This window comes from Marinobacter sp., from assembly GCF_040882185.1.
Taxonomy (GTDB): Bacteria; Pseudomonadota; Gammaproteobacteria; order Pseudomonadales; family Oleiphilaceae; genus Marinobacter.
In genome coordinates this window covers 208585-233784 of record NZ_JBBEBW010000032.1, presented here as the reverse complement: position 1 = coordinate 233784, position 25200 = coordinate 208585, and the positions used below count along the sequence as shown (strand labels likewise).

Genomic DNA, 25200 nt, shown 5'->3' with positions numbered 1-25200 from the left:
ATAAATTGCGACGGCGACTGCGCAGTTCTTTTCGCAATGCATTACGGGAAAAAGTGTCGGGGTTACCGGAAGATAAGGGGAGAATCTGAGTCACTGAAATAAAGCTTCCCGGGCTGCCGTTATCGGATGTTGCCCTTGAACCCAAAGTTCAAGGTTGGTGGCCGCTGTGACATATTAGGCTTTCCCCTCAAGGGGGACATGCTCACAATGCCCTGAAGTAGCCACCTGGGTAATGCGCATCGGCTCGAGGACGTATCCGACCAGCGAACAGCCCAGGAAGTGATTTCATTATACGTGGATAACCGGGGCTGATTGCAAATGTAATGGCTAATTCCGCTTCAAGTGCCGGTTTTACTGTCGCCCAGGGCGCCGTCCAGTTTGGACTCCATGGCGCGAAGTAACCCGGTAGCGGCGTCCGACATGGTGTTCTGTTCCAGCATGTCATGAGTAATGTTCAGGGCCGCCATGACAGCGATGCGCTCTGTTCCAAATACTTTACCGCTGGCGCGGATTTCACGCATTTTTGTGTCCAGATGCCGTGCGGCGTGCCGGAGAGATTCGCGGGACTCCTCCGGGCAGGCGACGAGGTATTCCTTGTCCAGAATGTCGACTTCGACGGTGGTGGGATGCTGCGGCATTTAATGGTGCTCCAGGGCTCTGAGACGCCCGATCATGGCTTCAATTTTGTTTTTTGCGAGATCATTTTTCTGGATGAGCTGAGCCCGCTCGCGGTTCCAGTCATCCTGCAACTCCCGCATGGCGGCATTGTCCTGCTCGAGTTTGCGGCAACGATCAATCAGGCGATCCAGCTTGTCCGCCAAGGCTTGCAGTTCGGGCTGTTCCATGATGTATCCGACAACGTTGTAATGGATTGCCACTAACTATAAGTGTGGACCTCGAAAGCGTCAATTTACGGCATTGTCACTTCGAGCACCATTGCCCGGATCATCACTCATGTGAAGTAGCAGAAAGCCCCTGGTGATGGCTGCCGCGCCAGGCTCGCCAGGCCGGTATCATGGCGACCAGCAGGCTGGCGGCAGGAACGCAGGCAAGAATGATCCATTCAGACCCATTGAGCCCCCGGAGGCCTATCTGAATACCTTGTTGCTCCAGCAGCCAGGGTCCGAGCAGCGCAATGGCAGCAGCGCCGAGGCCGATAGCAATGACGCAGGCCACAACTGACAGCAGCACACATTCGAGCAGATACAGGCTGGCAATGAGGCTCGGAGAGGCACCGGTGGCCCGCAAAATAGTGATTTCCTGGCGCCGCTGGGCTTGTAGCGTCAACAATACGGCCGTGAGTCCGATCAGGCTGGTGACCACCACAAAACCGGTGATTCCGAGCAAAGCCTTCTCGAACTGGCCAAGGACACGCCAGAGTTCGCTCAGGGCAACGCCCGGCAGTATGGCGCTTAAAGGTTCGGCCTGGCTCTCGTTGATCTGGCGCTGAACCTGGAAGGTCAGCACCTTACGCTCAATACCCACCAGAGCGGCGGTGATGTTTCCCGGGGTCAGATCGCGGCTGCGGGCTTGCTCCGGCGTGACGGTTCGGTCCGGCAGGGCTACTCCGGATTCCCAACCGATATGGATGGCTTCCAGGCCTTCGAGGCTGACGTAGACCGCCCGGTCCACCGGGGTGCCGGTGGGTTTCAGGATACCGGTGACCTCAAAAGGCGTGTCTTTATGATTCATGAAACTGACACTGCCGGTGCCGTGGGACAGCACGATGTCATCGCCGACGACATGGTTCAGTTCGCGTGCCACCTCGGCACCCAGCACCACGTCAAAAACATCTCTGAACCAGGCACCATCTTCAAGCTTCAGTGCTTGCTCGTTGCCGTAGCGGAAGTGCCGCAGAAAACCGTCATCCGTACCGACCACCCGGTAGCCTTTGAGGCTGTCGCCCAGCGAGATAGGCACCAGCCAGTCAATGCGATCATCTTCCTTGAGTGTCTGATAGGTCGACCAGCGAATATTATTGGTGGCATCTCCCAGGTGGAAAACAGTGTAAAGCAGCAGGTTGAGCTGGCCGCTGCGAGCTCCTACGATCAGGTCGGTGCCGGATATGGTGTTGCTGAAAGATTGCCGGACTTCCGTACGCAGGTACTGCACACCGAGCAGAAGGGTAATGCTCAACGTTAACGTCAGTGTGACCAGCCCCAGAACACCGCGACGGTGCCACAGGCTGGCAAAGGCCAGAGAAGTGGCGAGTCGGAACTTCATGACTGTGTCTCCAGCATGAGGTGTTGCCTGAAGTGTGGTGCCAGGGCCTGATCATGGCTGACGAATACCACGGAGGTTTGCCGGGTTTCGGCCTGGCCGAGGAGCAGGTCGATAAAGCGGTCACGGTTATCGGCATCAAGGGCAGACGTCGGCTCGTCCGCCAGGATCAAGGCTGGCGAGCCGATCAGCGCGCGGGCCGCCGCCACCCTTTGCTGCTGACCAACACTCATTCCGGTCACTTTCCGATGCCAGAGTTCCGGTGCGATATTTAGCGCAGTGAGCAATGTTTCCGCCTCAGCCTCAGGGGTTGGCAAGGTCTGATTTCGCCGCCGTGCTGACAAGTGGCAGGGGAGTAACACGTTGCCGAGAACCGAGAGATAGGGCACCAGATTGAACTGCTGGAATATTACTCCGAGGTGGTCCGCCCGGAAGCGGTCCCGCTGACCTGAGGACATCCCCGGTAGATCCTGGCCCATAATTCCGAGCGTGCCGTGAAGTGGTACAGCCAGCCCTGAGAGCAGCGCCAGCAGGGTGCTTTTTCCGCTGCCGCTGGCGCCCTGCAGGAAAAGGTGTTCGCCAACAGCCAGTTGAATGTCGGGGAACTTTATCGGCGTAGTTTGCTCTGACCACGCATAGCTCAGGGCCTCACTGCTGATGGCCATGGCCTTGGTCGTCTTTCCGGGTGCTGCCTTAGAAAGTGTCTGAGTGGTCATGTCAGTAAACTATTGTCCCGTGTATGATTCGGTAATCTGAACTGGAGAGATTTATGCTCACAATACGCATTCGGGCCGCACTGGTCTTTGTGGTGCTGGTGTCTTTCAGCAGCTCGGTCTTCGCTGAGGCGCCCCAGTGGCGTGAAGTGGACTGGCTTGAACTGATGCCGGAAGAGGATCTCAGACTGTTGGAGAATTTGCCAGAAATCGAACACGAAGGCGCCGGCCCCGTGACCTTGCCCGACGAAATCATGACCGGTCGGGTGGTGCCTGAAATGGACAATACACCTGCCCGGATTCCCGGCTTTGTAGTGCCACTGAAAACCGTAGGGGATGATCAGCGCATCGTCGAATTCTTCCTGGTGCCATATTACGGTGCCTGTATCCATGTGCCACCACCACCCCCGAACCAGATTATCCATGTAAAATATGAGAAAGGGCTCAAGCTTGATGTGCTCTATGACCCGTACTGGGTGGAAGGTGTCCTGAAAACCGAGAAGACCGACAACGATATTGCATCGGCCTCCTATGCGATTGTCGCAGAGCACATCGAACCCTACGCAGAGTAAATAAAGCCTTAACGATCCAGGCTGATTCGGGTCTCGCCCGCTTCAAGGCGGATGTTGCTCTGGCTGTTTTCAGTGACCCAGTCAATACTCAAAGCCGTGATTGAGGGGTATTTCGTCAGCAAAGGTGTCACGACGTTTGCGTCCTCGATTCCGTCGCAGATCAACCGCTGGGATACCTCAAATTCACTGTGGCTTTCGGCCTCTTTCTGGTGATGGCCGTGCCCATCAGGGTGTGCCTCATCTTCATGCTTGCCATGATCATCGTGATTACGATGGTCCTTATGGTTGTCATGGGAGGTGCTCACAGATGCCTGGTCAACACGACAGTCTGAGGCCGCCGTGTTGACCAGAGGCGTGCTTGTTAGCCATTGGCGGGCGTCCTCTACAGCTTTGCGCTCGGCCTCAGTTTTGGGCTCATACTCAAACCCCACCAGATTATCCGCCGGAGTTTCGAAGATAACGTCAATCCGCTCCCCTTCGAGAGCAACCTGCATTGACGCCTGACCGTGGACATGGGCGCCCGGGTTCTCGGCGGCAAACGTGGGAGTAAAAATGACGGCGCTGAGGAAGGCAAGGGTGAGTGGTCGGCGGGTGAATATCATGGCGCTGCTCCGAATAAATGATATGTTATAACGTATACTTGCTGGCTTTTAGCTTCAGGTCAAGCCCTGAATAGAAGCGCTGACGATGCGAACAAATGGTGCGGGTGCTACGATAGAGCATCCATTCATTGAGTACAGGAAAGCATCTTTACATGCCTCATACCGACAACACGGGCGGTGACCCTACCGGTTTCGAAACCTGGGCCAATATTTACACGGTACATAAAGCCTTCAGCCACCCGTCCGAACTTCACGGTAGCCTGTGTGGTCGTCTGGCGGCGGGTAGTCGTATTGGTGAGGGCGCGTGGCTCAAGGTTGTCTGTGAACACATGGGGCTTCCAGTGACAGCACCGGAAGAGTCGCCGGAGTTGATGGGATTCATGACCGAGGCCTACGACAAGTCACTCGAGCAGATGAAAGCCGCGGATATGAGTTTCAAACCGTTACTGCCAGATGATGATTACTCGCTGGACCATCGTTTGCAGGCATTGTCGGCCTGGGTCAGGGGTTTTCTGGAAGGTATGGCGTTGGCGGCAGGCGGCTCTCTGGGCCAGGCTCCGGGCGAAATCCGAGAACTGATCGAAGATTTTGTTGCCATAAGCCAGGTCTCTGAAACCGAAGAAGACAGTGAAGAAGGCGAGCATCAGCTGACCGAAATTACCGAATATGTGCGGCTGGGCGCGTTGGCGGTATTCACCGAGTTCAATCCGCCGGAAAAGCCAGCTACTGTCGAAACAACCTTGCACTGAGTTTAATGCTTCGCAGGAGCAGATATGAACCAACTGATTCCCATCAAAGAATTTTCAGAACGCCGTCGCCGACTGGTAGAGCATATGGCGCCGGGTAGCATTGCGATTGTACCTGCAGCGCCAGAACGCACCCGAAATCGTGACGTATTGCACCCGTTTCGCCAGGACAGTGATTTCCAGTATCTGACCGGGTTTGGTGAGCCGGAGGCTGTTTTGGTGCTGATTCCGGGTCGGGAACATGGGGAATCGGTGCTGTTCTGTAAAGAGCGCAACCCCGAGAAAGAGCTTTGGGACGGTTTTCTGGTTGGGCCTGATGGTGCCATCGAGCAATATGGGTTGGACGATGCCTTTCCGATTGGTGATATCGACGATATTCTGCCTGGCATGATTGAAGGCCGGAGCCGGCTTTATTACCCACTGGGCAAGGACCATGCTTTCGACGCCCAAATCATGGACTGGGTAAACGTTATTCGCAGTAAAGTGCGTTCCGGCGCCCAGCCCCCCGGTGAGTTCGTGGCTCTGGAACATATGCTGCACGACCTCCGGCTTTTCAAGAGCGCCAATGAGATCAAGGTCATAGCGAAAGCGGGCGAGATCAGCGCTGAAGCCCATTGCCGGGCTATGAAGCGAGCCCGCAAAGGCGGTTTCGAATACAATCTTGAAGCGGAGCTGATTCACACCTTCATGGAGCACGGCGCACGTTCCACGGCTTATCCTTCCATTGTGGGCAGCGGCACTAATGGTTGCATCCTGCACTATATTGAGAACAGCGCTCCCCTGACGAAAGGTGATCTGGTATTGATTGACGCGGGCTGCGAACTGGAATGCTATGCCTCCGACATTACCCGAACCTTCCCGATCAGCGGCAAGTTCAGCCCGGAACAGCGTGCGCTCTATGAAGTGGTCCTGGCCGCCCAATACGCCGCCATCGATGCGGTGCATCCGGACAACCACTGGAACAAGCCTCATGAAGCAGCATTGCATGTGCTGGTACAGGGCCTCATCGAACTTGGTTTGCTTAAAGGCACTGTTGAAGAGGCCATCGAGGAAGAGGCGTACAAGCCGTTTTTCATGCACCGTACCGGGCATTGGTTAGGTATGGACGTCCACGATGTGGGTGATTACAAGATAGGAGGCGCCTGGCGTCAACTGGAACCTGGAATGGCTCTGACCGTAGAGCCCGGCCTTTATATCGCTCCGGACAACATCCATGTTGACGAGAAATGGCGCGGTATCGGTATCCGGATTGAAGACGATGTGGTGGTAACCAAGGAAGGTTGCCGTGTTTTGACCAATGCTGTGCCCAAGACCATTGATGAGATCGAAGCCTTGATGGCGGGCTGACCATGACTGCTTCGGCGATTGAACACGGTGCCGGCCTCGACACCGACATTGTGATAGCCGGTGGTGGCCTGGCTGGCGCCACACTGGCGCTGACCCTTGCGAAGGTGTTGCCGCAGTTGCGCATTACCGTGGTGGAAGCTTTTCCCTTGGCACCTGATGCGTTGCCGGAAAGTTACCAGCCCAGCTATGACGCCCGCTCTACTGCTCTGGCCTGGGGTTCGCGACTGATCTTTGAAGAGTTGGGGGTATGGCCGCGGTTGGCAGAATACGTGACGCCCATTCGTCATATTCACGTGTCCGACCGCGGCCGTTTCGGCGCCACCCATTTGCATGCGGAAGATCATGGCCAGGAGGCTCTGGGTTATGTGGCGGATAATCGCTGGATGGGGCTCAGTCTGATGCGGGAATTGCAGCAGACTGACATCTGTTGGCAGGCACCTGCGGAAGTGGTGGGCATGAGCCAGCGCCCCCATGGTATTACGGTTAACCTGCGCAACGGTGAGAGCGAAAGTGAACTCTCGGCGCAATGCCTGGTGGTTGCTGATGGCGGCCGCTCAGGGTTGCGTGAAAAGCTTGGTTTCAGAGTTGATCAGCAGAGTTATGGCCAGAATGCCCTGGTGGCGAATGTCACCACGTCCGAGCATCATCAATTCACAGCCTATGAACGGTTTACGGACGAGGGCCCGATGGCTCTGTTGCCGCAAAGCTCTGGTAAGCACGCTGGCGACACCGCAGCACTGGTCTGGACCCTTGATGATGTCGCTCTCGAGCAACTGCTCGCCCTTGATGAGGCGGGCAAATGCCAGCAGCTACAGCAGCGCTTTGGTTGGCGGCTGGGACGTTTTACCCGGATCGGCCAATGCAGCCATTATCCCCTGACGTTGACCACCGTCCACGAATCTGTGCAGCCTGGTGTCGTGCTGGTGGGGAATGCAGCCCATACGCTTCATCCGGTGGCGGGGCAGGGGTTCAATCTGGCCCTGCGTGGGCTGATGGCCCTGGTAGAGCAATTCCGGTTAGCCTCAGAGCAGAACATCGCGTTAGGTGATTTGCGGCTGCTGCGGCGTTATCAGGAAAATCATCGCAGTGATTGGCGACAAACGGTGCAATTCTCCGACTCGCTTATCCAGCTGTTTGGCCACCGGCTACCCGCCATTGCGGCGGCACGGGATTTGGGTCTGGTAGGTCTGGGACTGGTACCCGGTGCCAAGCGCTGGTTTGGCCGCAAGGCCATGGGTATGGGGGGGCGCCGCGCCGTGATCCGGGCTTCCGGAGCAACACCGTCAGGGAACGCCCACCATGAGTGACACCCAAAGCTTTGACATTCTGGTAGTGGGTGGCGGTATGACCGGTTCAGCGCTGGCATTGGGGCTGTCCCAACAGGGCTGGAAAACTGCCCTGGTTGAAAGTGCCAGCGCAGCTTCGATCATGGAAGATATAGCACCTGCGAATACGGTTCATGATTTCGAACCTCGGGTAAGCGCTATTTCTGTTGCCAGCCAGACCTTATTGGAGAGTCTGGGTGTATGGGCCCACGTCGACCGCCATCGTCATTGCCCTTATCAGGCCATGACGGTATGGGACGCAGACGGTACCGGGCGTATCCACTTCGAGGCGGCCGAGCTTCAGGTGCGGGCGTTGGGCACGATTGTCGAGAATCGTCACCTTGTGCAGGCACTCTTTCTTGGCCTTGCGCAAAGTGACGCGGAGATCTTCGATAACACCCGGGTTACGGGCTGGTGGGAGCAGGGCGTTCAGCGCGGTATCCGGCTCGAAGATGGTCGCAAGATCAGCGCCACACTGGTGGTGGCAGCCGATGGCGGTACTTCCCGCCTGCGACAGTGGGTAGGTCTGCCGACCCGGGAATGGGATTACGATCAGCAGGCCATTGTTTGCACGGTGGAAACATCGCAAGCCCATCAATTCACCGCCTGGCAGCGCTTTTCAACCACCGGTCCGTTGGCCTTCCTGCCACTGCAGAGCGAGTCAGGGAGCCACCATTTCTGCTCAATCGTCTGGTCTCAGGACACGGCCGCAGCCCGGCGGCTGATGGCTCTGGATGACGGAGAATTTATCAGCGCCCTGGAAAAAGCTATTGAGCAGCAGTTGGGGGACATTCACGCGGTATCAAAACGCTTTGCTTTTCCACTGCGCCAACGTCATGCCAAAGATTATGTTCGGCCCGGTGTGGCTCTGGTGGGGGATGCGGCCCATACGATTCACCCGTTGGCAGGCCAGGGTGCCAATCTGGGATACAGTGACGTGGCAGTGCTGCTCGAGGAACTGGCCAGATCGCGCCGATTGGGTCTGAGGCCAGACGATCAACAGGTTCTGGCCCGCTATCAACGACGCCGCAAAGGCGATAATCTGGCCATGATGGTGACTATGGAAGGTTTCAAGCAACTGTTTGCGCGAGATGAATTGCCGCTACGATGGCTGCGCAACACAGGCATGCGCTGGCTGGACCGGATCAGCCCGCTCAAGAATCGACTGGCGGCTGAAGCCATGGGGTTGAATCGCAAGGGTTGAATCGTCACGGATAGGATCGTCAACGAGTGATAGGTCAACAAGTGATAGATAGTGCTTATCAAACCAAGAGGGATTGAAAACCATGGCCGGAAGTAGCCTGTTACTGCTGATTGACGATATCGCCACCGTTCTTGACGACGTCTCTGTTATGACCAAGGTTGCGGCGAAGAAAACCGCCGGTGTTCTGGGAGACGATCTGGCGCTGAATGCTCAGCAGGTCAGCGGAGTCAAACCAGCCCGGGAATTGCCAGTGGTCTGGGCAGTCGCCAAGGGGTCATTCCTCAATAAGCTGATTCTGGTTCCGGCTGCCCTGGCCATCAGTTTTTTTGTGCCCTGGTTGGTGACACCCTTGCTGATGCTGGGAGGCGCGTTTCTTTGCTACGAAGGCTTTGAAAAACTTGTTCATAAATTTTTGCATGCCGGGGAAGCCAAGGCCCGCAAAGATAACCTGAAAAAGGCGCTTGCAGACCCTGATGCCGATATGAAGGCGCTTGAGAAGGAAAAGATAAAAGGGGCCATCCGTACCGATTTCATTCTCTCTGCGGAAATTATTGCCATCACTCTGGGTACGGTCAGTACTGAGGCCATTGGCATGCAGTTTCTGGTGCTTGCGGTGGTGGCCCTGTTTATCACCATCGGCGTATATGGTCTGGTAGCCGGGATCGTGAAACTGGACGATGGCGGCCTGTACCTCAGCCAGCGTGACAGTCAATTCCAGCAATCATTGGGGCGGGGCATTCTATGGGTGGCGCCTCATATGATGAAAACTCTGTCGATACTCGGGACGATAGCGATGTTTCTGGTAGGTGGCGGCATTCTGACCCACGGCATTCCTCCCATCTACCAGGCGATCCAAGACTTTTCAGGCAATTTCGGTGGCTTCACGGAGACCGTGTTACCGATTCTGGCGGATGGCCTTGTGGGCCTGATTGCGGGTGCCATTCTGGTGGCGATATTAACGCCGTTGCTGTCCTGGTGGCAGAAACGAACCGATCAGAAGCGTTCGGCTTAGAGAAGACCTATAGGCAGGGATCAAACAGGCGAGTTACCAATACCGGCACCGCAGTCTCTACTCTCAGAATACGAGCGCCCAGATGCACTGCTTCGCAACCGGCAGAGACCAGCTTATCCACCTCATAGGGTATGAAACCACCTTCCGGGCCGATACACAGAGCGGTGGGTTCCCGTAAATGCGTGGGGCAGGGAGTCGAAGTGCCAGGATGCGCCACCAGGGCTTTTCGGCCCGCCAGTAAAGCGGGCAACTCGTCCTCGACAAAGGGCTTGAACAGTTTGCGGACATGCACTTCTGGCATCACGGTATCGCGAGCCTGTTCAAGACCAAGGGTCAGGTGTTCACGAATGCTGGCACCTGTCAGCAGAGGGGTCTGCCAGAAACTTTTCTCCACTTTGTAAGCGTTGATCAGCCAGATCTCCTTTACCCCGAGCGTGGCACAGGTCTGAAGTACCCGACGAAACATTTTCGGGCGGGGCATGGCCATTATTAGAGTGAGCGGTAATGCAATAGGAGGTCGCTGGCTGAACGCGACCTGGAGATCGATGTAATCCTCTGTCTGATGAAGTACCTTGCCGGCGCCTATCAGTCCATTGGCCCTCCCCACCGGGATGGAATCCCCTTCACTGGCCTTGATGATGGTCGCCAGGTGGTCCCGTCTGCGTCCCGTCAGGCGAACCTGATCAGGCCCGGTGAAGTCGTCTTCAAACAGCAACGCCAGATTCATTCGCCAGCCATTTCAGCATCTTCTGCAGGTGCCCGGCGCTGGACAAAACGGCCAAACAGAATGCCCAGCTCGAACAGAATCCACATAGGTACCGCCAGCAAGGTCTGGGAAATGATATCCGGCGGTGTCAGCACCATGCCGATGACAAAACATCCAACCACCACGTAGGGCCGCTTGGCTGCGAGATCGCTGGCAGTGGTGGCGCCGGAGAGAATCAGCAATATTGTCGCGATGGGTATTTCAAAAGCGACCCCGAAAGCGAAGAACATCTTCAGCACGAAATTCAGATAACTGTTGATATCCGGTAGCTCGACAATCCCTTCGGGGCCGATGGCGGTGAAGAAGCCGAACACCAGCGGGAAAACAACATAATAGGCAAACGCGGCACCCAAATAGAACAGTACCACCGACGTGGCCAATAGCGGGAAGGCCAGCTTTTTTTCATGTTTGTAGAGACCGGGGGCAATAAAGCTCCAGATCTGGTACAGGATATAGGGAATCGCTGCGAACACTGCCACCACCAGTGCCAGCTTCAGGGGCGCGAAGAATGGCGAGGTGACATCGGTGGCGATCATCATCTGCCCTTCCGGCAACAAATCCCGTAGGGGTTGTGACATCCAGAGGTAGAGCTCGTTTGCGAACGGGTAGACGACGGCAAAACAGATCACTACTGCAAGCACAATCTTGAGCAGTCGGTTTCTCAGTTCAAGCAGGTGCTCGACCAGCGACATCTCCTGATGTTCTTCCGGTGTCGACTCCGACGTTTTATGGTCGGGGGGTATAGCGGTCATGAATGGTTATCCGGCGGTTTATCCTGGGGGGGCGTGGATGGTGTCTCAATCGGCATTTCAGTCCTGGCCGGCGATGCTGTAGCGGCATCAGTGGCAGAGGCCTCACTAGTCGCTGTGGCCTGGGGCGAAGCCTGCCGCCGTATCGCTGGCGCGGGTCGGGGCGGTTTTGTCTTGTCGTCGGGCAGAATCATGTGTTCGTACTTTTTGGCTTCGTCCAGAGCGCCGCGAACATTCTTCTGGACGTCATCCAGGCCAATATCGCCCGCTTTACGCAGTTCCTCCTTAAGCTCGTCGGCCTTGAGCTGACGATCCAGTTCCGAAGTGAACTGACCCACCATGCGGCGGGTTTTGCCAATCCACCGGCCCGCCGCGCGGGCTGCTGTGGGCAGCCGTTCGGGGCCGAGAACCAGCAGCGCTATAACGCCGCATATCAGGAGTTCGAGAAAGCCGATATCGAACATTCAGGCCGTACTCAGGTGCGAGGCTTGTCTTCGGTCTTTTCGGCCGTAGCTTCGTAAACCTGTGCGTCGGACTTGCTCTCGATGTTGGCGTTGGCATCGTCCTTGGTGGTGTCATCATCACCCATGGATTTTTTGAATCCACGAATAGCGCCACCCAGGTCTGTACCAATGTTGCGGAGTTTCTTGGTTCCGAACAGCAGAATTACAATGCCAAGTACGATTAACAGTTGCCAGATACTGATGCCCATAAACGGGTCCTCATCAACAAGAACATAGTGTCAGTTTGATTGTACGCCACTGTAGCCCGGAACCGAAAATCTGTGCCAGTGACGTTAGGTGTTTTCTCGTGCTGCTTTCTCGTCGTGCCCCGATAAATCGAAGCGACGGGAGAGTTCCTTCAGTACATCGTCAGGTCCGAGGCCAAGATGCGACAGCATCACCAGGCTATGGAACCAGAGGTCGGCGGTTTCATAGACGACATCGTCTGTCTCCCCCGACTGCTGTACATCTTTTGCGGCAATGACCGTCTCGATGCATTCTTCGCCCACCTTCTCAAGAATCTTGTTCAGACCCTTCGCATGCAGGCTGGCGACATAAGAGCTGTCCGGGTCCGCTTCCTTACGAGCCTCCAGCACCTGGGCCAATCTTTCCAGTACGTCACTCATGGTGGCCGCCTCCATGGTTGGCGCCATAAATTTCATCCGGATCCCGCAGCACCGGGTCAACACTGACCCAGGTTCCATCCTCAAGGCGGCGATAGAAACAACTCTTGCGTCCGGTGTGGCAGGCAATGCCGCCCGCCTGTTCTACTTTCAGCAACACGACATCTTCGTCGCAATCCAGCCGGATTTCGACGATTGTCTGGCCGTGACCGGATGACTCGCCCTTGCGCCAGAGTTTGCCCCTTGACCGTGACCAATACACCGCCTGGCCCTCGGCTGCCGTCAGCGCCAGGGACTCGCGGTTCATCCAGGCCATCATCAGGATGTCACCGGTAGTGGCATCCTGGGCGATGGCAGGGACAAGGTCGTCATTGTTCCAGCGAACGGCGTCGAGCCAGTCGAGGGGTTCAACAGTAGGTGATGAATCTTGCATTTCTGTGAATCCTGAGCCTTTTACCAGTTAAAAATGTTCAGCGCGTGCCCCGGAAAACCAGAACGGCCGCTGCTCCCAGCATCAGCCAGCCTTGGGCAGGCAATTCCCGGGCCAGTGTCCATATGTCATCCTGAGTCGTCAGCCAGGCAACACAAACGAGTACGGCTGCCAGCGCGGTGTACCGCCAGCGCTTGTTGACCCGGTTCTGCTGGTCCCGAAGCTGGGTCAGCACGGCCTCGCTGGGCACACCAGAGGGCTGCGCGCTGCGTATCTGAACCAATGCATCGTGCACCAGTTGCGGCATTTCCGGCGACTGTTCCAGCCAAGCAGGCAGATGTGACTGCAACGATTGTATCAGGCCGGAAGGTCCAATGCGCTTGCGCATCCAGTTCTCAAGGAATGGCTGGGCCGTGCTCCAGAGATCAAGGTCTGGATACAGTTGGCGCCCCAGTCCTTCCACGTTGAGCAGGGTTTTCTGCAACAGTACCAACTGGGGCTGGACTTCCATTTCGAAGCGGCGGGCGGTCTGGAACAGACGCAGTAGAAACTGGCCGAAGGAAATATCCTTCAGCGGACGCTCGAAAATAGGCTCACAGACGGTGCGTATTGCGGCTTCAAATTCGTTCACCCGGGTTTCCGGGGGCACCCATCCAGATTGGATGTGCAGTTGCGCCACCTGGCGATAATCGCGTTTGAAGAAAGCAAGCAGGTTGCGAGCAAGATAGCTCTGGTCATCCGGTGCCAGAGTGCCCACGATTCCGAAATCAATGGCTATATATCTGGGATCATTGGGGTAGGTGGCATCCACAAAGATATTGCCGGGGTGCATATCGGCGTGAAAAAAGCTGTCCCTGAAAACCTGGGTGAAAAAAATCTCTACGCCTTTCTCTGCCAGTACTTTCATATTGACGCCGGCAGCATTTAGGGCATCAACATCGGCCACCGGAATGCCCTGGATGCGCTCCATGACCAGCACCGACTTGCGGGTATAGTCCCAGTCGATGGACGGGATATAGATCAGGGATGAGCCTTCGAAATTTCGCCTCAGCTGGCTGGCGTTGGCGGCCTCCCTTTGCAGGTCGAGCTCATCGTAGATGGTGGTTTCGTAGTCCCGCACCACATCCATTGGCCGCAGCCTGGGACCTTCTGACCAGTACCGTTCAAGCCCGTTCGCCATGAAATACATCAGCGCGATGTCCTGACGGATGGTGCGCTCGATGGCAGGGCGGATGACCTTGACGACCACCCTGCGACCGTCTTTTAGCGTGGCGGCATGGACCTGTGCGACTGAGGCCGACGCCATCGGTGCCGGGTCAAATTCTGCAAACAATTCCTCGACAGACGCCCCCAGAGCGCGCTCGATAATTGCCTGGGCCTGCTCGCCCGGAAAGGGTGGTACGCGGTCCTGGAGCTGTTGCAGAGAGAGCGCCATATCGTCGGGTAGTAGGTCGCGTCGGGTTGACAGTATCTGGCCGAATTTGACGAAAATCGGCCCCAGTTCCTGGAGAGCCAGACGCAACCTGTCGCCACGGTCCAGTTTCGGTTGCACAAACAGATGCCACGGCGCCAGCAGGAAAAGCACTTTCAGCACCGCAGGCAGCTCCGCCATCGGTAAAAAAGTATCGAGCCGGTATTTGCAGAATACCCAGGCAATTCGAAAGAGGCGTTGCAGGCGAGTCACGAGTGCTCCGGTGATGAATCGGCGGGGTCGGGTGAGCCGGCCTTTTGGCTGAGCTGTTCAATGCGCGCTTCAAGACGTTCGACCTGCAGGCTCAACTGGTCAATATCCCCGAAAGTGGCCTCCAGCTCACGTCGCCCAGGCAGGCTCCGGCTTTCTTCGTGGATATATTCTTCCACGTTGGCGTTGAGTACCGAAGATGCCGATTTGCTCCATCGTATCGCTCCGCGCAGACGCTGGCCGATAAAGTGAGCCGGGATATCTCCTATGTGTCGGGCGAGCGCACCTTCCCAGTCAGGATCGAGTTGGTCAAGGGCACGCTGGAACTGATGCGCTGTCGCGGTATCGCCTGCTACCGTCAGTCGCCCGCTGGCAAATACACTGTTGTCCCCCAGAGCCAGGGCGACAAAGGCCAGCGGCTGGCCCGACAGGTGCAGCGCAGGTTCGCCGACAGCGCTACTGCCAACGCGGACCTGTTGACCGACCGCGCTGAGGGTCAGTGTCAGTGGCGCGGGTTCAGTAACCGAGAACTGAACCGGTTGGGCCAGAACCTCAAGCATAGTCGCGCGCCCGGCCGGGTCCAAATCGAGCGCCGTATTAATGGCTCCTTCGATAATCCGGGTCAGCGCTGCCTGCAGGGTTGGCCCAGGATACATCAGGGCTTGATTCCCACGTGCAATGCCACGACGCCGCCTGTCATGTTGTAGTACTTGCAGTTGACCAGGCCAGCGGCTTCCATCATGTTTTTAAGGGTGTCCTGATCCGGGTGCATGCGGATAGATTCCGCCAGGTACTGATAACTGGCGGAATCACCCGCAATCAACTGACCCATCAGTGGCAAGGCGTTAAACGAGTAAAGATCGTAGGCCTTGCTCAGCAATGGATTGGTGGGTTTTGAAAACTCCAGCACCATCAGTTTGCCACCGGGCTTCAATACCCGGGTCATATCCCTCAGGGCCTGATCCTTGTCCGTCACATTCCGGAGGCCGAACGCGATGCTGACCGCATTGAAGCTGTTCTCCGGGAAGGGCAGATGTTCGGCATCGGCTTGCACGTATTCGATATTGCCGGCGTAACCCCGGTCCATCAGACGCCCACGACCTACCTGAAGCATTGATGCGTTAATGTCGGCGAGTACAACCTGGCCCCCGGAGCCGACCAGATCCGAAAACTTCATGGTCAGGTCACCGGTACCGCCGGCGATGTCGAGTACCCGGTGGCCGGGGCGGACGCCGCTGAGCTCAATAGTGAAACGTTTCCAGAGCCGGTGGATGCCCATGGACATCAGGTCGTTCATCAGGTCGTACTTACCTGCCACGGAATGGAACACGTCTGCCACCTGGCCAGCCTTCTGGTCCTTGGCAACAGAGCGAAAACCGAAGTGCGTGGTATCGTCCCGGGGCGGCTGCTCGCCCGGGGTCGGGCTGGGCGTGTGTTGTTGGGTCATGTGGTGATCCTGATTGAGTCTGAACCCTGTATTCTAACGGTCACGGGGCTGGCTACAAGCACATTCCCCAAATCAAGGGGTTTGGTTTTATATTTGCGCTTGGCCATCATTTTCTTAAACTGTCGTGAACTTTACTGACCGGGAATGCCCAATATGTCTACCATTGATGTTCGCCGCAACCATACGCTTGATGAGTCCCATGCTCGTGACGCCGCCGAAACCCTGGCCAGGGACCTGTCTGAACAGTTTGATGTGGATTACACATGGGAAGGTGATTTACTCCGTTTCAAACGCAGTGGCGTCAAAGGCCATATGGATTTGAGCCCGGACACCATTCATGTGCATCTTGAGCTCGGCCTTATGTTGCGCCCCTTCAAGGCCCGCATCGAGCAGGAAATCAACAGTCAACTGGATCAGCTCGTTGGTCGAGCTTAGGCCATCTCAGAGGCGCTGACGCCCGGAGACACTGAAAGGTTCTTGGTCCCCTGCCAGGATCTGTGCCACCACTTGGCGCTCCCGGGCTACCACTTCGTTGATCAGCACATCGACGCGATCCATCGCCTGAAACGCGCTGTAGCCCCGGTGCAGGAATGCGTGCAAATCTTCCAGCCCCGCCATGTCGGCGGGGCCCCGGCTCATACCGAGTAACCAACCCACGCTTCGACTTTTGACATAGCGGTTCAACTGGCTGCCAACCTGTGCAATCAGACTGATCTGACGCTCTCTGGAATCGACATTCCCTACGGCACGAAAGGCCGCGCAGTATGATTCCGGTTGAAGATTGTCGAGGTCAGCACGGTTTTCGATGAGCTGCTCCAGCAAGCTAAGGTCGAGTTGCTGGGTGAGATGGTTGAGCTCAACCATGCCTGCAAATGTGTCCAGCAACGAGTCGGGCAGCCACTTGACCATCTTGGGGAATACCCTGTCGATGTCGTCGTCCCGGCGGTTGTCTGCAACCGGTGTATACAAATCGCTGAGCAGAAAGGCCAGGCCGTGATGGTAGGACGGGTGACGATAAAGGTCGGCATGGGTCGTTTTGAGCCGCTCGCTTTGCCATAAGGCGAGTGCAGGCTGATATTCCGCCAGCGGTTGGGTAGCCTTCCAGTAACGAAAATCATGATAGGCAAGCAGTCGGGACTGGAGTTCTCTGGCGCTCTCGCTGTTTACAGGTGTCGCAACCAGGCGTTTACGAAACATGCCAGGTGGGCCTCCGCGGATCGTGTCGATGAAGCCTGACAGTTTACCGGAGCCTGAGCCGCGATGGCAGCCCGGGGTTAGCCCTGAGCGGCGGCCTGCAGATGTTCGAAGCCGGGGATCCACTCTTTGCTATCGAGTGTAATAAAGTGGCTGGGGGCTTGCGTTTCGATAATTCGCATAGTGGTGGGGCTCTTGCGGGCGCTGGCCAGCATTGCAGTTCGATCAAGAATACGATCAATCTGGGGAATCAGAAAGGTGCCGTGACGGACATTCTCGAACACCGACGTATCAGTACGCTCCATCCAGGCCATCAGGTTTTCAAGATTACGAACAATCGTGAGATGGTCTTGGGTGGCGGAAAACATCTTGGCCAGCAATTGTTTTTTGCGGGGGTTCATCTTGCCAAAAAAGGTTTGGCCATAGGCTGAGGAGGGGGCACTGTTAATCAGGCGGATCAGCCATGGCCACATGCCGTGGCTGACGGGCTCAAGTAGCGTTGTGACCAGTGCATGCAACCTGGCTTTGGGTAACACGGGTGCTTCCAGCACAATTTCGACGTTCTCGAACAGCTCCGGGCGTTGGGCGACCGCTTCCAGAATCACTGCGCCACCCCGGGAGTGCCCGTGTACCCGGATGTTGTCGGTACTGGGAAGGTTCGCCAGTGCCAGGTTCAGTATGCAGGCGTCATATTCTATGGTGGCTTCGAGATACTTGATTGGCACTTCCCATTCCGGGGCTTCAAGGTTCACGCCGTTGACCGGAATGTGATAATTGCTGCAGGTCAGAAGCACCAGCTCCGTGTTAGGAGATTCGTAAGCCTGAGTGAAATAGCAGTGGTTTTCCAGAAACCCATGAACACCGATGACGGTTTGCTCGGCCTTTCCGCTGTGGTTACGCACCGATACCGCGCCTCTTCCGACCCGGTAGACCCGGCCGGAAAACATCTCCGAATAAGTACTGTCGATCGGCTTGCTCAACTTTCGAACATGGCTTGCTTTCATGAGCGCTCTCCCAAAGGCTACCTGCGTTCTGCGTAGCCCTGATTCTTGTTTATTCGTTCAGTACCGTCCTTCGTATCGTTTTTCGACAGTTATATGAGTTGGCCGTGGCAACGTTGATTATGGCAACCCACCGCAATCGTGTTCCGACAAATGTTAAATAATGCGTAATCTCATTCTTTTTGAGTATAAGCGCTGAACCTCACACGTGTGTAATTTTTTGTTTTTCGAGCCGTGTGGAGCCATCAGTGCTTGTCTGGCACAATGCTGGGTCGCTTTTCACTCTCTTCTCTATCAGCCGGAGTAGTCAGGCCTTGAGTCACGAGGAATCCTATTTGCTCTTACCCGTAGATTCGGCCTGGTTGGCGCTGGAGCGACCCAACAACCCGATGACCATCACGGTGCTGATGCGGGTAGAGGCGCTGACCACTGAGCGGCTGACCGACTTTCTCAGAATCTACTGGATGGCCTGGGAGCGATTCCGGTTCATGCCGGTGCAGCGTGTGCCGGGTTGGTGGTGGGAACCCGACCCGACTTTTGCACTGCATCACCATATCGAAACGGTACCTGACGCTTTTGACGAGGCTCAGCTACAGGCGTGGGTGTCGGCGCGCCTGAACCAACCGTTGCCTGATTATCGTCCGCGCTGGAAGTTCTGGCTGTTGCCCAATGCCGAAGGCGGGTCAGCATTGTTACTGCGCATTCACCATTGTTACGGCGATGGTGTGGCCCTGATGGGCGTATTTGAGCGGATATGCACCCGCTCGCCACAACAGGCGCCGGTGTTTTACGGTGCTACCGAGCGACCGGATTCTGGGCGTTGGGGCCGGGCAGCCCAGGCCTGGCTGCGCTCACTGAACACCGAGGTGGAAACTCGCCACACCGGCTCGGTCGGGGACCTGGGTACCGCACCCGACGTCCGGCACCCTGTTGAGCGTGCGGCCATGACCGGTCTACGTCTGGTTAACGAACTCAGCCAGTTTCTGATAGAACCAGAAGATACCGATTCGCCTCTGAAGGCGCCGTTGCTGGGGCGAAGAAGCTGTCGCTGGAGCGCGCCAGTGGCATTGTCGAGTTTTCGTTCAGCGGCCAAAGCGACCGGCTGTACCATCAATGATGTGCTGTTGGCCTGTGTGTCCGGAGCGGTTCGCAAGCAGCTCGAAACCGCGGATCTCGATCTGGATGACGCTGTGCTTCACGCCGCTGTACCGGTGGATATTCGCGGGAGTCTTCCTGACGGTATAGAACCGGACCCTGGTACCCTCGGGAACTACTTCGGAACGGTGTTTGTCCCATTGCCAGTGGACGGGGAAAGTGCGCTTGAACGGCTGTACCGAGTGAAACACGAAACCCGGAAGCTCAAGAAGAGTTGGCAGCCGGGCATCGCCTGGGGTCTTACCAGCACGGCCGGTCTGCTGCCATCACCCGTGCGTCAGTCTTTCACAGAATTGCTGTGTCGCAAAGCCAGTGCCGTCGTCTCAAACGTACCCGGCACCCCGGAACCACGATATCTGGCAGGTTGCCGGATCACTGAACAGATGTATTGGGTGCCCCAGGCTGGCGAGATTGGTCTCGGTATCAGCATTGTCAGTTATGCGGGCCAGGTCCAGTTTGGTGTAGTGTCTGACGAGGCTGTGCTGCCTGATCCTGCCGGTTTTCTGTCAGATTGTCTTCGGGCGCTTGAAGATTATCCCGGGTATGCCGGTTATTGATTCTCGCTTAATTCTCTGCAATCGGGTCTACACTGAATGTGTCACTACGACCTTTCTGTTCGCGAGGGATCTATATGCTGAATTCGGAAAATGCCTTAACCAATCATGAAGTAACGGTATGTCTGGCCGGCGGCGCAGTGCTGGGGCCATTCAACGCAACCTGGACGAAGGATCAGGGCGGTGATGTCCGGGAACTGGTGAAGGAGTACGACAGTTTTCTGCAAGGCGAAAAGCAACGACGGTTCAAGTTCTACCTGCATGATTCATACACCAATACCGTGCATACGCTGATCATCAACTTTGAACAGGTCACCGGTGTCTGTGACCATGTCAGGCTGAAACATAGCTGACGCCAAGTCGGCACCTGTGGTACAGAGACGTATAGTCTTGCGCTGCGTATTGGTTGGTAAGCCGAATGTCGTTTCGCACAGGAGAAACAGCCATGAGCAATGAAACAGCCACAAGTGATTTCAGAATAGAGCAGGACAGTCTGGGAGATGTCCATGTGCCTGCAGCAGCACTCTGGGGCGCTCAGACTCAGCGGGCCGTGGATAACTTCCCGGTCAGCGGATTGCCCATGCCGCCCGCGTTCATTGACGCAGTGGTCCGGATCAAGCGCGCCGCGGCCGAAGCCAATAAGGCCCTTGGTTTGCTGGATGAACCCCAGCGGGGGGCGATTGTCGATGCCTGCGACCTGCTGCTTGATGGCGCCCACCGCGATCAGTTCCCGGTGGACCGCTATCAGACTGGCTCCGGCACCAGCACTAATATGAACGTCAACGAAGTTATAGCGAGGTTGGCGGAAAAGGCGGGTCAGGCGATTAACCCTAATGACCACGTAAACATGAGCCAAAGCTCGAATGACGTGATACCCACGGCGATTCATCTCAGTGTGGTTACCCAGGTTCATAAACAGTTGCTCCCGGCACTAACGCACCTGCAGGGCATGCTCTACGAACGGGAAGCGCTGTTTTCAGAGCAGGTAAAAACCGGCCGCACCCACCTGATGGATGCCATGCCGGTAACCCTTGGCCAGGAACTGCGAACCTGGCGAGAGCAATTGCGTGCTGCGGAGAAACGCATAGACCATGCCTGCGAAGAGCTGCTTTCGCTGCCCCAGGGTGGCACTGCTGTCGGCACCGGGGTGAACGCCCATGAGAATTTTGCCCGCCGGTTTGTTGAGGCGTTATCGAGTAATACCGGTTACCATTTCCGCTCACTGGAACATAAGTTTGTCGGCCAGAGCGCGGTAGATGCGCCAGTCGCTATGTCGGCCCAGTTGCGTGGTGTGGGCATTGTGTTGACCAAGATTGCCAATGATTTACGCTGGATGAATAGCGGCCCGATTCACGGCCTGTCGGAAATCAGCCTGCCGGCCCTGCAACCGGGCAGTAGTATCATGCCAGGTAAGGTTAACCCGGTAATTCCGGAGTCGGTGGCGATGGTTTCTGCCCAGGTTTCGGGGTTGGACAGCGCGGTGGCTATCGCGGGGCAGTCGGGCAATTTCCAGCTTAATGTCATGCTGCCACTGGTGGGGGCCAACCTGATCGATATGACCAGCCTGTTGTCCAACGCTACCCGCCTGCTTGCGGATAAAGCCATCACCGGGTTTACAGTCAATTCTGCCCATCTCGATGCAGTGGTGGGAAAAAATCCGGTTCTGGTGACTGCGCTTAATCCGGAAATCGGCTATGCCCTGGCTGCGGACATCGCCAAGGAAGCCTACAAAAGCGGGCGGCCGATTATTGATGTGGCTGAAGAGCGTTGTGATCTCAGCCGGTCGCAACTGGAAGTTCTGCTTGATCCGCTCAAGTTGACACGGGGTGGCCTGGGCTGAGCCCGGTCACCACGGCGGGCTGACCGGGAGAGATCATGCTTGCGCTATTACTGTTGGTGTTATTGATCGTTGCCAACGGCGCCCCGGTCATCGCGCGTAAATTTCTTCATCAACGCTGGAATTATCCGATTGATGGCGGCCATAACTGGTTTGACCGGCGACGCGTGTTCGGTGCCAATAAAACCTGGCGGGGTCTCCTTTCGGGTGTGCTTGCCAGTGCCCTGGTTAGTGGTCTGGCGGGGGCAGGGTTAGTGTTTGGTGCGGTCTTCGGTTTGCTGGCACTTACGGGAGATCTGCTCAGTAGTTTTCTCAAACGTCGGTTCGGGCTGCTCCCCAGTGCCCGGGTCCCAGGGCTGGACCAGATTCCGGAAGCCCTGCTTCCCATGGGGTTTGCAGCTTTATGGCTGGGCCTTGGCTGGGGTGTACTGTTGACGGTGACCATTCTGTTCGTGATCGCCAATATGGTGTTGTCACCTCTGATGCATCGCCTCGGTATTCGCAAGCAACCCCATTAATTCAGCCAGGCCCTCGGGTGAGCGTGTGGAGCGTTACCTCCGGTGGGCAGTTCAGCCGTACATTGACCACCGACGTACCGGAACCCGGCGAGGTGTAACCCTGCATCCCATTGCGCCGCCATGCCCCCCGCCCCAGAGACCGGGGGCAATCTGAATCCAGTGTGACAGGGATGCCTCCGGGCAGGCAGATCTGGCCGCCATGGGTATGGCCACAAAGAAACACGTCATACCCAGCATAACCCGCCTCCCGCCAGATCTCCGGGGTGTGACTGAGCAGAATGGTGGTGGAGCCGTGGGGAATCTGGTCGCCAGCCTTATGGAGGTTATGAGCTTTGTAAAAGTGGGCATCATCAACACCCGCAATGTATAGGGTGTCACCATCTCGCTCAAACCAGGCGTGCTCATTCAGCAGAATCTGGTAGCCCATATCCTCCAGCCCGGGCAGCATGCGAATGCTGTCGTGATTGCCAAGTACCGCGATAGCGCGCCCCTGGATGGCTGACCGGAGTTTTTTCATGCCTGCGAGGGCGTCGTCAATGGCCCCCCAGGTCTGCTTTCTGTAATCTCCCGTTAACACACACAGGTCATACTCCAGCGGGTCGATGTGGTCTATGACGGCCTGCAGGTTGGCTGCATCCATATCGACATGTAGGTCGGTAAGGTGCAGGATGCGAAGCCCTTCAAACGCCTCCGGCAAGTTGGGCAGGCAGAAAGAATTATGGGCAGTTTTGAGTTTTCGGCTGTTACGCTGGCCGCGTTTCAGCATGCCGGAAATCCAGAGGCAGCCTTTTATCCAGTGGTGGGAGGCACTCCAGTTTTCAAGATGAAAGGAGTGGTGGTCCTGGCCGAATATCAGCGCTTCGGCCTCCTGCTCTATACGCAGCCGCTGGCGGGCGTGCACCGGTCCCAGGCGGAGGCTTAAACGGTATTCCAGCAATTCGTCCTTCGTTGTGGAGGAGTGAGCCTGTGCCGTCATAGTGATCTGATGTTGTTAGCGGTTGGTATTGAGGTGTCGAAAGTAGCTCCCTTAGTATGGTTTGCTCTGAGAAAGTCGCAACTATCACGACATAAACTGTAATTTTCAGGAAAGGTTATGGCCTCCACTCGAGATGAAGACCGCCCGACATTGCCAGAACTGTTTTTGATCTTCCTCCGCCTGGGCTTGACTTCGTTCGGCGGTCCAGCGGCGCACCTCGGGTTCTTCCACGATGAGTTTGTCCGGCGCAGACGATGGCTGTCGGATGCAGCTTACGGCGAGATAGTAGCCTTGTGTCAGTTGCTGCCGGGCCCCGCCTCCAGCCAGGTGGGTCTGGCTGTGGGGTTTCTGCAGCGAGGCTACCGCGGTGCGGCGCTGGCGTGGCTGGCCTTCACCTTACCCTCGGCGTTTTTAATGGGATTATTCGCCGCTGGTCTTTCGGTCTGGCCGGAAGCTGGCAACGGCGGATGGGTGGAGGGCCTCAAATTGTTCGTGGTGGCCGTCGTCGCACAGGCCGTCTGGCAGATGGGGAAAACCCTGTGCCCCGATGCCCCGCGCCTGACCATAGCGTTGGCTGTTGCAGCGGTGCTCTTGCTCGTGGGGTCGGTGTGGGTGCAGGTGCTTGCCCTGATTGCAGCAGGGATTGTTGGCCTGGGCTTGAAGAACGACATAGGTGCTGACAAAGGGGCACTGTCGATGCCTCTTGAGGGCCGCAGGCCCCTGGCATTTGCGTTGGCATTTTTGCTCCTGCTGGCGGCGTCTTTCCTGCCGTTCGCGAGTGGCAGCCTAGCCTGGATTGGTGCCGAACTGTATCGCTCAGGTGCCCTGGTTTTTGGCGGCGGTCATGTGGTTCTGCCCTGGCTTGAATCATCGTTTGTGGCCTCTGGGGCGATGCCGCCTGATACCTTTCTGGCGGGCTACGGCGTAGTGCAGGCGATGCCGGGCCCCCTGTTCAGCTTCTCGGCTTTTCTGGGCACAGCAGAGGCTGGCTTTTTTGGGGGGCTGCTTGCGGTGGTGGCGGTCTTTCTGCCGGGCACCCTGCTGGTTTTCGCCGGTCTGCCGCTCTGGACGTATGTTCGGCAGCATCCGGGGGCGCGATATTTTCTGGCCGGGGTCAGTGCGGGAGTAGTGGGCCTGTTATTGTCTGCGCTCTATGATCCGGTCTGGATATCGGCAGTGAAATCTCCTGAGGCCTTAGCGCTGGTGTTGGTTATATGGACTGCGCTTGCATTGTGGCGTGTACCTGTTTGGCTAATGGCACCGGCTTGCGCTGTGGTGGGAGCATGGCTGTTATAGCTTTGCCGTCAAATAAGGGCTGGCAAATGCGGTATCGAACTTCCAGAATGGAGGGAGTGAATTAACTAAGTTAAGAGGACATTTATGAGCACATCCTGTGACCTTCCCGGCATGACCGTCCCGAGGAGCCGGTTTCCGGGCCCGGAAATCGACTTGCCCGAACCCGATTCAGGACGTGAGCAACGCCTGGTACTGGGAGGTGGCTGTTTCTGGTGTGTGGAGGCTGTGTACCTGGCAATCAATGGCGTCAGCAGGGTGGTTTCCGGCTATGCCGGTGGCGCTGCCGAGACCGCAAATTATGACAGCGTGTGTTCAGGCCAAACCGGCCACGCGGAAGTCATTGAGGTACATTACCATCCGGCTGAAGTCAGTTTTGGCGAGTTGCTGAAAGTGTTCTTCTCGGTAGCACATGACCCGACTCAGCTTAACCGTCAGGGTAATGACCGCGGCACCCAGTATCGTTCCGTTATTTTCTATGAGAGCGATGAGCAAAAGCGGGTAGCTGGGGCTTACATCCAGCAACTCGACAATGCAGAGCTCTACCCGGTACCCATAGCCACTACTCTGGAGCCCCTGGAGGCGTTTTACCCGGCGGAAGATTATCACCAGAACTTTGCCGCCCGGAATCCCTACCAGCCTTATGTGATGGCGGTTGCGACCCCCAAACTGGATAAACTCATCAAAGGATTTCCCGACCGGCTGAAGCCGGAATATTCCGATCATTCATAG

Annotated in this window: 30 protein-coding genes and 1 other RNA gene; 13 read left to right on the top strand and 18 right to left on the bottom strand. The window is 56.7% G+C overall.

What is annotated here, in order from left to right; genetic code table 11:
• Positions 1–101: 101 nt before the first annotated feature.
• From ssrS to WEB64_RS16145, 5 genes are all read right to left on the bottom strand, one after another.
• Positions 102–282: non-coding RNA, 6S RNA (gene ssrS, locus WEB64_RS16165), on the bottom strand.
• A gap of 56 nt (positions 283–338) precedes the next feature.
• On the bottom strand, positions 339–638 hold the full coding sequence (locus WEB64_RS16160) for a cell division protein ZapA (RefSeq protein WP_368060392.1): 300 nt from the start codon (positions 636–638) through the stop codon (positions 339–341).
• Complete coding sequence (locus tag WEB64_RS16155; RefSeq protein ID WP_368060394.1) at positions 639–845, bottom strand: TIGR02449 family protein; 207 nt, start codon at positions 843–845, stop codon at positions 639–641. It lies immediately after the preceding gene.
• 103 nt (positions 846–948) lie between these two features.
• Positions 949–2223 (bottom strand): ABC transporter permease, encoded by a 1275-nt coding sequence (locus WEB64_RS16150; protein ID WP_368060396.1) that lies wholly within the window; start codon positions 2221–2223, stop codon positions 949–951.
• Positions 2220–2936, bottom strand: coding sequence for an ABC transporter ATP-binding protein (locus WEB64_RS16145; protein ID WP_368060398.1), 717 nt, complete (start codon positions 2934–2936; stop codon positions 2220–2222). The genes WEB64_RS16150 and WEB64_RS16145 overlap by 4 nt, the downstream gene beginning before the upstream one ends.
• A 53-nt stretch (positions 2937–2989) precedes the next feature.
• On the opposite strand from WEB64_RS16145, the gene WEB64_RS16140 reads away from it, so the two are divergent.
• Positions 2990–3505, top strand: a complete 516-nt coding sequence (locus tag WEB64_RS16140) for a DUF3299 domain-containing protein (protein ID WP_368060399.1) — start codon at positions 2990–2992, stop codon at positions 3503–3505.
• Positions 3506–3513: 8 nt separating this feature from the next.
• Here WEB64_RS16140 and WEB64_RS16135 read toward each other — a convergent pair whose 3' ends face one another.
• The gene (locus WEB64_RS16135) at positions 3514–4107 is read right to left on the bottom strand and encodes a DUF2796 domain-containing protein (protein WP_368060401.1); all 594 of its coding nucleotides are present in this window, start codon (positions 4105–4107) and stop codon (positions 3514–3516) included.
• Positions 4108–4259: 152 nt separating this feature from the next.
• Between WEB64_RS16135 and WEB64_RS16130 the strand changes: the two genes are divergently transcribed.
• From WEB64_RS16130 to WEB64_RS16110, 5 genes are all read left to right on the top strand, one after another.
• Positions 4260–4856, top strand: coding sequence for a UPF0149 family protein (locus tag WEB64_RS16130; RefSeq protein WP_368060403.1), 597 nt, complete (start codon positions 4260–4262; stop codon positions 4854–4856).
• Positions 4857–4880: 24 nt separating this feature from the next.
• Positions 4881–6200: a Xaa-Pro aminopeptidase gene (gene pepP, locus WEB64_RS16125; RefSeq protein ID WP_368060405.1), complete on the top strand. Its 1320-nt coding sequence runs from the start codon at positions 4881–4883 to the stop codon at positions 6198–6200.
• A 2-nt stretch (positions 6201–6202) separates the two neighbouring features.
• The gene (ubiH, locus tag WEB64_RS16120) at positions 6203–7507 is read left to right on the top strand and encodes a 2-octaprenyl-6-methoxyphenyl hydroxylase (RefSeq protein WP_368060407.1); all 1305 of its coding nucleotides are present in this window, start codon (positions 6203–6205) and stop codon (positions 7505–7507) included.
• Positions 7500–8729, top strand: a complete 1230-nt coding sequence (locus WEB64_RS16115) for an FAD-dependent monooxygenase (RefSeq protein ID WP_368060409.1) — start codon at positions 7500–7502, stop codon at positions 8727–8729. Before ubiH ends, WEB64_RS16115 begins: the two co-directional genes overlap by 8 nt.
• A gap of 82 nt (positions 8730–8811) precedes the next feature.
• Entirely contained in the window at positions 8812–9741 is a 930-nt protein-coding gene (locus tag WEB64_RS16110) for a DUF808 domain-containing protein (protein WP_368060411.1), read from the top strand.
• Between the two features lie 7 nt (positions 9742–9748).
• On the opposite strand, the gene WEB64_RS16105 is transcribed toward WEB64_RS16110, so the two are convergent.
• The 9 genes from WEB64_RS16105 to ubiE form a co-directional block, all read right to left on the bottom strand.
• The gene (locus tag WEB64_RS16105) at positions 9749–10468 is read right to left on the bottom strand and encodes a 16S rRNA (uracil(1498)-N(3))-methyltransferase (RefSeq protein ID WP_368060413.1); all 720 of its coding nucleotides are present in this window, start codon (positions 10466–10468) and stop codon (positions 9749–9751) included.
• On the bottom strand, positions 10465–11259 hold the full coding sequence (gene tatC, locus WEB64_RS16100; protein WP_368060415.1) for a twin-arginine translocase subunit TatC: 795 nt from the start codon (positions 11257–11259) through the stop codon (positions 10465–10467). The genes WEB64_RS16105 and tatC overlap by 4 nt, the downstream gene beginning before the upstream one ends.
• Positions 11256–11720 (bottom strand): Sec-independent protein translocase protein TatB, encoded by a 465-nt coding sequence (gene tatB, locus WEB64_RS16095; RefSeq protein WP_368060417.1) that lies wholly within the window; start codon positions 11718–11720, stop codon positions 11256–11258. The genes tatC and tatB overlap by 4 nt, the downstream gene beginning before the upstream one ends.
• Positions 11721–11731: 11 nt before the next feature.
• A complete protein-coding gene (gene tatA / locus WEB64_RS16090) occupies positions 11732–11968 on the bottom strand; it encodes a twin-arginine translocase TatA/TatE family subunit (protein WP_368060419.1) in 237 nt (78 codons plus the stop codon).
• A gap of 84 nt (positions 11969–12052) precedes the next feature.
• Entirely contained in the window at positions 12053–12385 is a 333-nt protein-coding gene (locus WEB64_RS16085; protein WP_368060421.1) for a phosphoribosyl-ATP diphosphatase, read from the bottom strand.
• Positions 12378–12815: a phosphoribosyl-AMP cyclohydrolase gene (gene hisI / locus WEB64_RS16080; protein WP_368060423.1), complete on the bottom strand. Its 438-nt coding sequence runs from the start codon at positions 12813–12815 to the stop codon at positions 12378–12380. Before hisI ends, WEB64_RS16085 begins: the two co-directional genes overlap by 8 nt.
• A 37-nt stretch (positions 12816–12852) precedes the next feature.
• A complete protein-coding gene (ubiB, locus tag WEB64_RS16075; RefSeq protein WP_368060425.1) occupies positions 12853–14496 on the bottom strand; it encodes a ubiquinone biosynthesis regulatory protein kinase UbiB in 1644 nt (547 codons plus the stop codon).
• Positions 14493–15149, bottom strand: a complete 657-nt coding sequence (locus WEB64_RS16070; protein WP_368060427.1) for an SCP2 domain-containing protein — start codon at positions 15147–15149, stop codon at positions 14493–14495. Before WEB64_RS16070 ends, ubiB begins: the two co-directional genes overlap by 4 nt.
• On the bottom strand, positions 15149–15940 hold the full coding sequence (gene ubiE, locus WEB64_RS16065) for a bifunctional demethylmenaquinone methyltransferase/2-methoxy-6-polyprenyl-1,4-benzoquinol methylase UbiE (protein WP_368060429.1): 792 nt from the start codon (positions 15938–15940) through the stop codon (positions 15149–15151). Before ubiE ends, WEB64_RS16070 begins: the two co-directional genes overlap by 1 nt.
• Positions 15941–16093: 153 nt before the next feature.
• On the opposite strand from ubiE, the gene WEB64_RS16060 reads away from it, so the two are divergent.
• Positions 16094–16375, top strand: a complete 282-nt coding sequence (locus WEB64_RS16060; protein WP_368060431.1) for a polyhydroxyalkanoic acid system family protein — start codon at positions 16094–16096, stop codon at positions 16373–16375.
• 6 nt (positions 16376–16381) lie between these two features.
• Here WEB64_RS16060 and WEB64_RS16055 read toward each other — a convergent pair whose 3' ends face one another.
• The gene (locus WEB64_RS16055; RefSeq protein ID WP_368060433.1) at positions 16382–17137 is read right to left on the bottom strand and encodes a hypothetical protein; all 756 of its coding nucleotides are present in this window, start codon (positions 17135–17137) and stop codon (positions 16382–16384) included.
• Positions 17138–17214: 77 nt separating this feature from the next.
• A complete protein-coding gene (locus WEB64_RS16050) occupies positions 17215–18138 on the bottom strand; it encodes an alpha/beta fold hydrolase (RefSeq protein WP_368060435.1) in 924 nt (307 codons plus the stop codon).
• Between the two features lie 332 nt (positions 18139–18470).
• Here WEB64_RS16050 and WEB64_RS16045 point away from each other — a divergent pair, with 332 nt between their 5' ends.
• The 4 genes from WEB64_RS16045 (at position 18471) to WEB64_RS16030 (ending at position 22199) form a co-directional block, all read left to right on the top strand.
• Positions 18471–19847 carry a wax ester/triacylglycerol synthase family O-acyltransferase gene (locus tag WEB64_RS16045; RefSeq protein ID WP_368060437.1) on the top strand — a complete coding sequence of 459 codons (1377 nt, stop codon included), beginning with the start codon at positions 18471–18473 and terminating at the stop codon, positions 19845–19847.
• Positions 19848–19921: 74 nt separating this feature from the next.
• Positions 19922–20197: a hypothetical protein gene (locus WEB64_RS16040; RefSeq protein ID WP_368060439.1), complete on the top strand. Its 276-nt coding sequence runs from the start codon at positions 19922–19924 to the stop codon at positions 20195–20197.
• Between the two features lie 92 nt (positions 20198–20289).
• Positions 20290–21684, top strand: coding sequence for a class II fumarate hydratase (locus WEB64_RS16035; protein WP_368060441.1), 1395 nt, complete (start codon positions 20290–20292; stop codon positions 21682–21684).
• Positions 21685–21719: 35 nt separating this feature from the next.
• Positions 21720–22199 carry a CDP-archaeol synthase gene (locus WEB64_RS16030; protein ID WP_368060443.1) on the top strand — a complete coding sequence of 160 codons (480 nt, stop codon included), beginning with the start codon at positions 21720–21722 and terminating at the stop codon, positions 22197–22199.
• A gap of 1 nt (position 22200) precedes the next feature.
• On the opposite strand, the gene WEB64_RS16025 is transcribed toward WEB64_RS16030, so the two are convergent.
• Positions 22201–23175: a metallophosphoesterase gene (locus WEB64_RS16025; protein WP_368060445.1), complete on the bottom strand. Its 975-nt coding sequence runs from the start codon at positions 23173–23175 to the stop codon at positions 22201–22203.
• Positions 23176–23292: 117 nt separating this feature from the next.
• Here WEB64_RS16025 and chrA point away from each other — a divergent pair, with 117 nt between their 5' ends.
• Both chrA and msrA read left to right on the top strand, forming a co-directional pair.
• The gene (gene chrA / locus WEB64_RS16020; RefSeq protein ID WP_368060447.1) at positions 23293–24471 is read left to right on the top strand and encodes a chromate efflux transporter; all 1179 of its coding nucleotides are present in this window, start codon (positions 23293–23295) and stop codon (positions 24469–24471) included.
• Between the two features lie 84 nt (positions 24472–24555).
• Complete coding sequence (gene msrA / locus WEB64_RS16015) at positions 24556–25200, top strand: peptide-methionine (S)-S-oxide reductase MsrA (protein ID WP_368060449.1); 645 nt, start codon at positions 24556–24558, stop codon at positions 25198–25200.

Coding starts and splice junctions, on each gene's coding strand:
- WEB64_RS16160 (WP_368060392.1), bottom strand. CDS start 638: ATGCCGCAGCATCCCACCACCGTCGAAGTCGACATTCTGGACAAGGAA.
- WEB64_RS16155 (WP_368060394.1), bottom strand. CDS start 845: ATGGAACAGCCCGAACTGCAAGCCTTGGCGGACAAGCTGGATCGCCTG.
- WEB64_RS16150 (WP_368060396.1), bottom strand. CDS start 2,223: ATGAAGTTCCGACTCGCCACTTCTCTGGCCTTTGCCAGCCTGTGGCAC.
- WEB64_RS16145 (WP_368060398.1), bottom strand. CDS start 2,936: ATGACCACTCAGACACTTTCTAAGGCAGCACCCGGAAAGACGACCAAG.
- WEB64_RS16140 (WP_368060399.1), top strand. CDS start 2,990: ATGCTCACAATACGCATTCGGGCCGCACTGGTCTTTGTGGTGCTGGTG.
- WEB64_RS16135 (WP_368060401.1), bottom strand. CDS start 4,107: ATGATATTCACCCGCCGACCACTCACCCTTGCCTTCCTCAGCGCCGTC.
- WEB64_RS16130 (WP_368060403.1), top strand. CDS start 4,260: ATGCCTCATACCGACAACACGGGCGGTGACCCTACCGGTTTCGAAACC.
- pepP (WP_368060405.1), top strand. CDS start 4,881: ATGAACCAACTGATTCCCATCAAAGAATTTTCAGAACGCCGTCGCCGA.
- ubiH (WP_368060407.1), top strand. CDS start 6,203: ATGACTGCTTCGGCGATTGAACACGGTGCCGGCCTCGACACCGACATT.
- WEB64_RS16115 (WP_368060409.1), top strand. CDS start 7,500: ATGAGTGACACCCAAAGCTTTGACATTCTGGTAGTGGGTGGCGGTATG.
- WEB64_RS16110 (WP_368060411.1), top strand. CDS start 8,812: ATGGCCGGAAGTAGCCTGTTACTGCTGATTGACGATATCGCCACCGTT.
- WEB64_RS16105 (WP_368060413.1), bottom strand. CDS start 10,468: ATGAATCTGGCGTTGCTGTTTGAAGACGACTTCACCGGGCCTGATCAG.
- tatC (WP_368060415.1), bottom strand. CDS start 11,259: ATGACCGCTATACCCCCCGACCATAAAACGTCGGAGTCGACACCGGAA.
- tatB (WP_368060417.1), bottom strand. CDS start 11,720: ATGTTCGATATCGGCTTTCTCGAACTCCTGATATGCGGCGTTATAGCG.
- tatA (WP_368060419.1), bottom strand. CDS start 11,968: ATGGGCATCAGTATCTGGCAACTGTTAATCGTACTTGGCATTGTAATT.
- WEB64_RS16085 (WP_368060421.1), bottom strand. CDS start 12,385: ATGAGTGACGTACTGGAAAGATTGGCCCAGGTGCTGGAGGCTCGTAAG.
- hisI (WP_368060423.1), bottom strand. CDS start 12,815: ATGCAAGATTCATCACCTACTGTTGAACCCCTCGACTGGCTCGACGCC.
- WEB64_RS16070 (WP_368060427.1), bottom strand. CDS start 15,149: ATGTATCCTGGGCCAACCCTGCAGGCAGCGCTGACCCGGATTATCGAA.
- ubiE (WP_368060429.1), bottom strand. CDS start 15,940: ATGACCCAACAACACACGCCCAGCCCGACCCCGGGCGAGCAGCCGCCC.
- WEB64_RS16060 (WP_368060431.1), top strand. CDS start 16,094: ATGTCTACCATTGATGTTCGCCGCAACCATACGCTTGATGAGTCCCAT.
- WEB64_RS16055 (WP_368060433.1), bottom strand. CDS start 17,137: ATGTTTCGTAAACGCCTGGTTGCGACACCTGTAAACAGCGAGAGCGCC.
- WEB64_RS16050 (WP_368060435.1), bottom strand. CDS start 18,138: ATGAAAGCAAGCCATGTTCGAAAGTTGAGCAAGCCGATCGACAGTACT.
- WEB64_RS16040 (WP_368060439.1), top strand. CDS start 19,922: ATGCTGAATTCGGAAAATGCCTTAACCAATCATGAAGTAACGGTATGT.
- WEB64_RS16035 (WP_368060441.1), top strand. CDS start 20,290: ATGAGCAATGAAACAGCCACAAGTGATTTCAGAATAGAGCAGGACAGT.
- WEB64_RS16030 (WP_368060443.1), top strand. CDS start 21,720: ATGCTTGCGCTATTACTGTTGGTGTTATTGATCGTTGCCAACGGCGCC.
- WEB64_RS16025 (WP_368060445.1), bottom strand. CDS start 23,175: ATGACGGCACAGGCTCACTCCTCCACAACGAAGGACGAATTGCTGGAA.
- chrA (WP_368060447.1), top strand. CDS start 23,293: ATGGCCTCCACTCGAGATGAAGACCGCCCGACATTGCCAGAACTGTTT.
- msrA (WP_368060449.1), top strand. CDS start 24,556: ATGAGCACATCCTGTGACCTTCCCGGCATGACCGTCCCGAGGAGCCGG.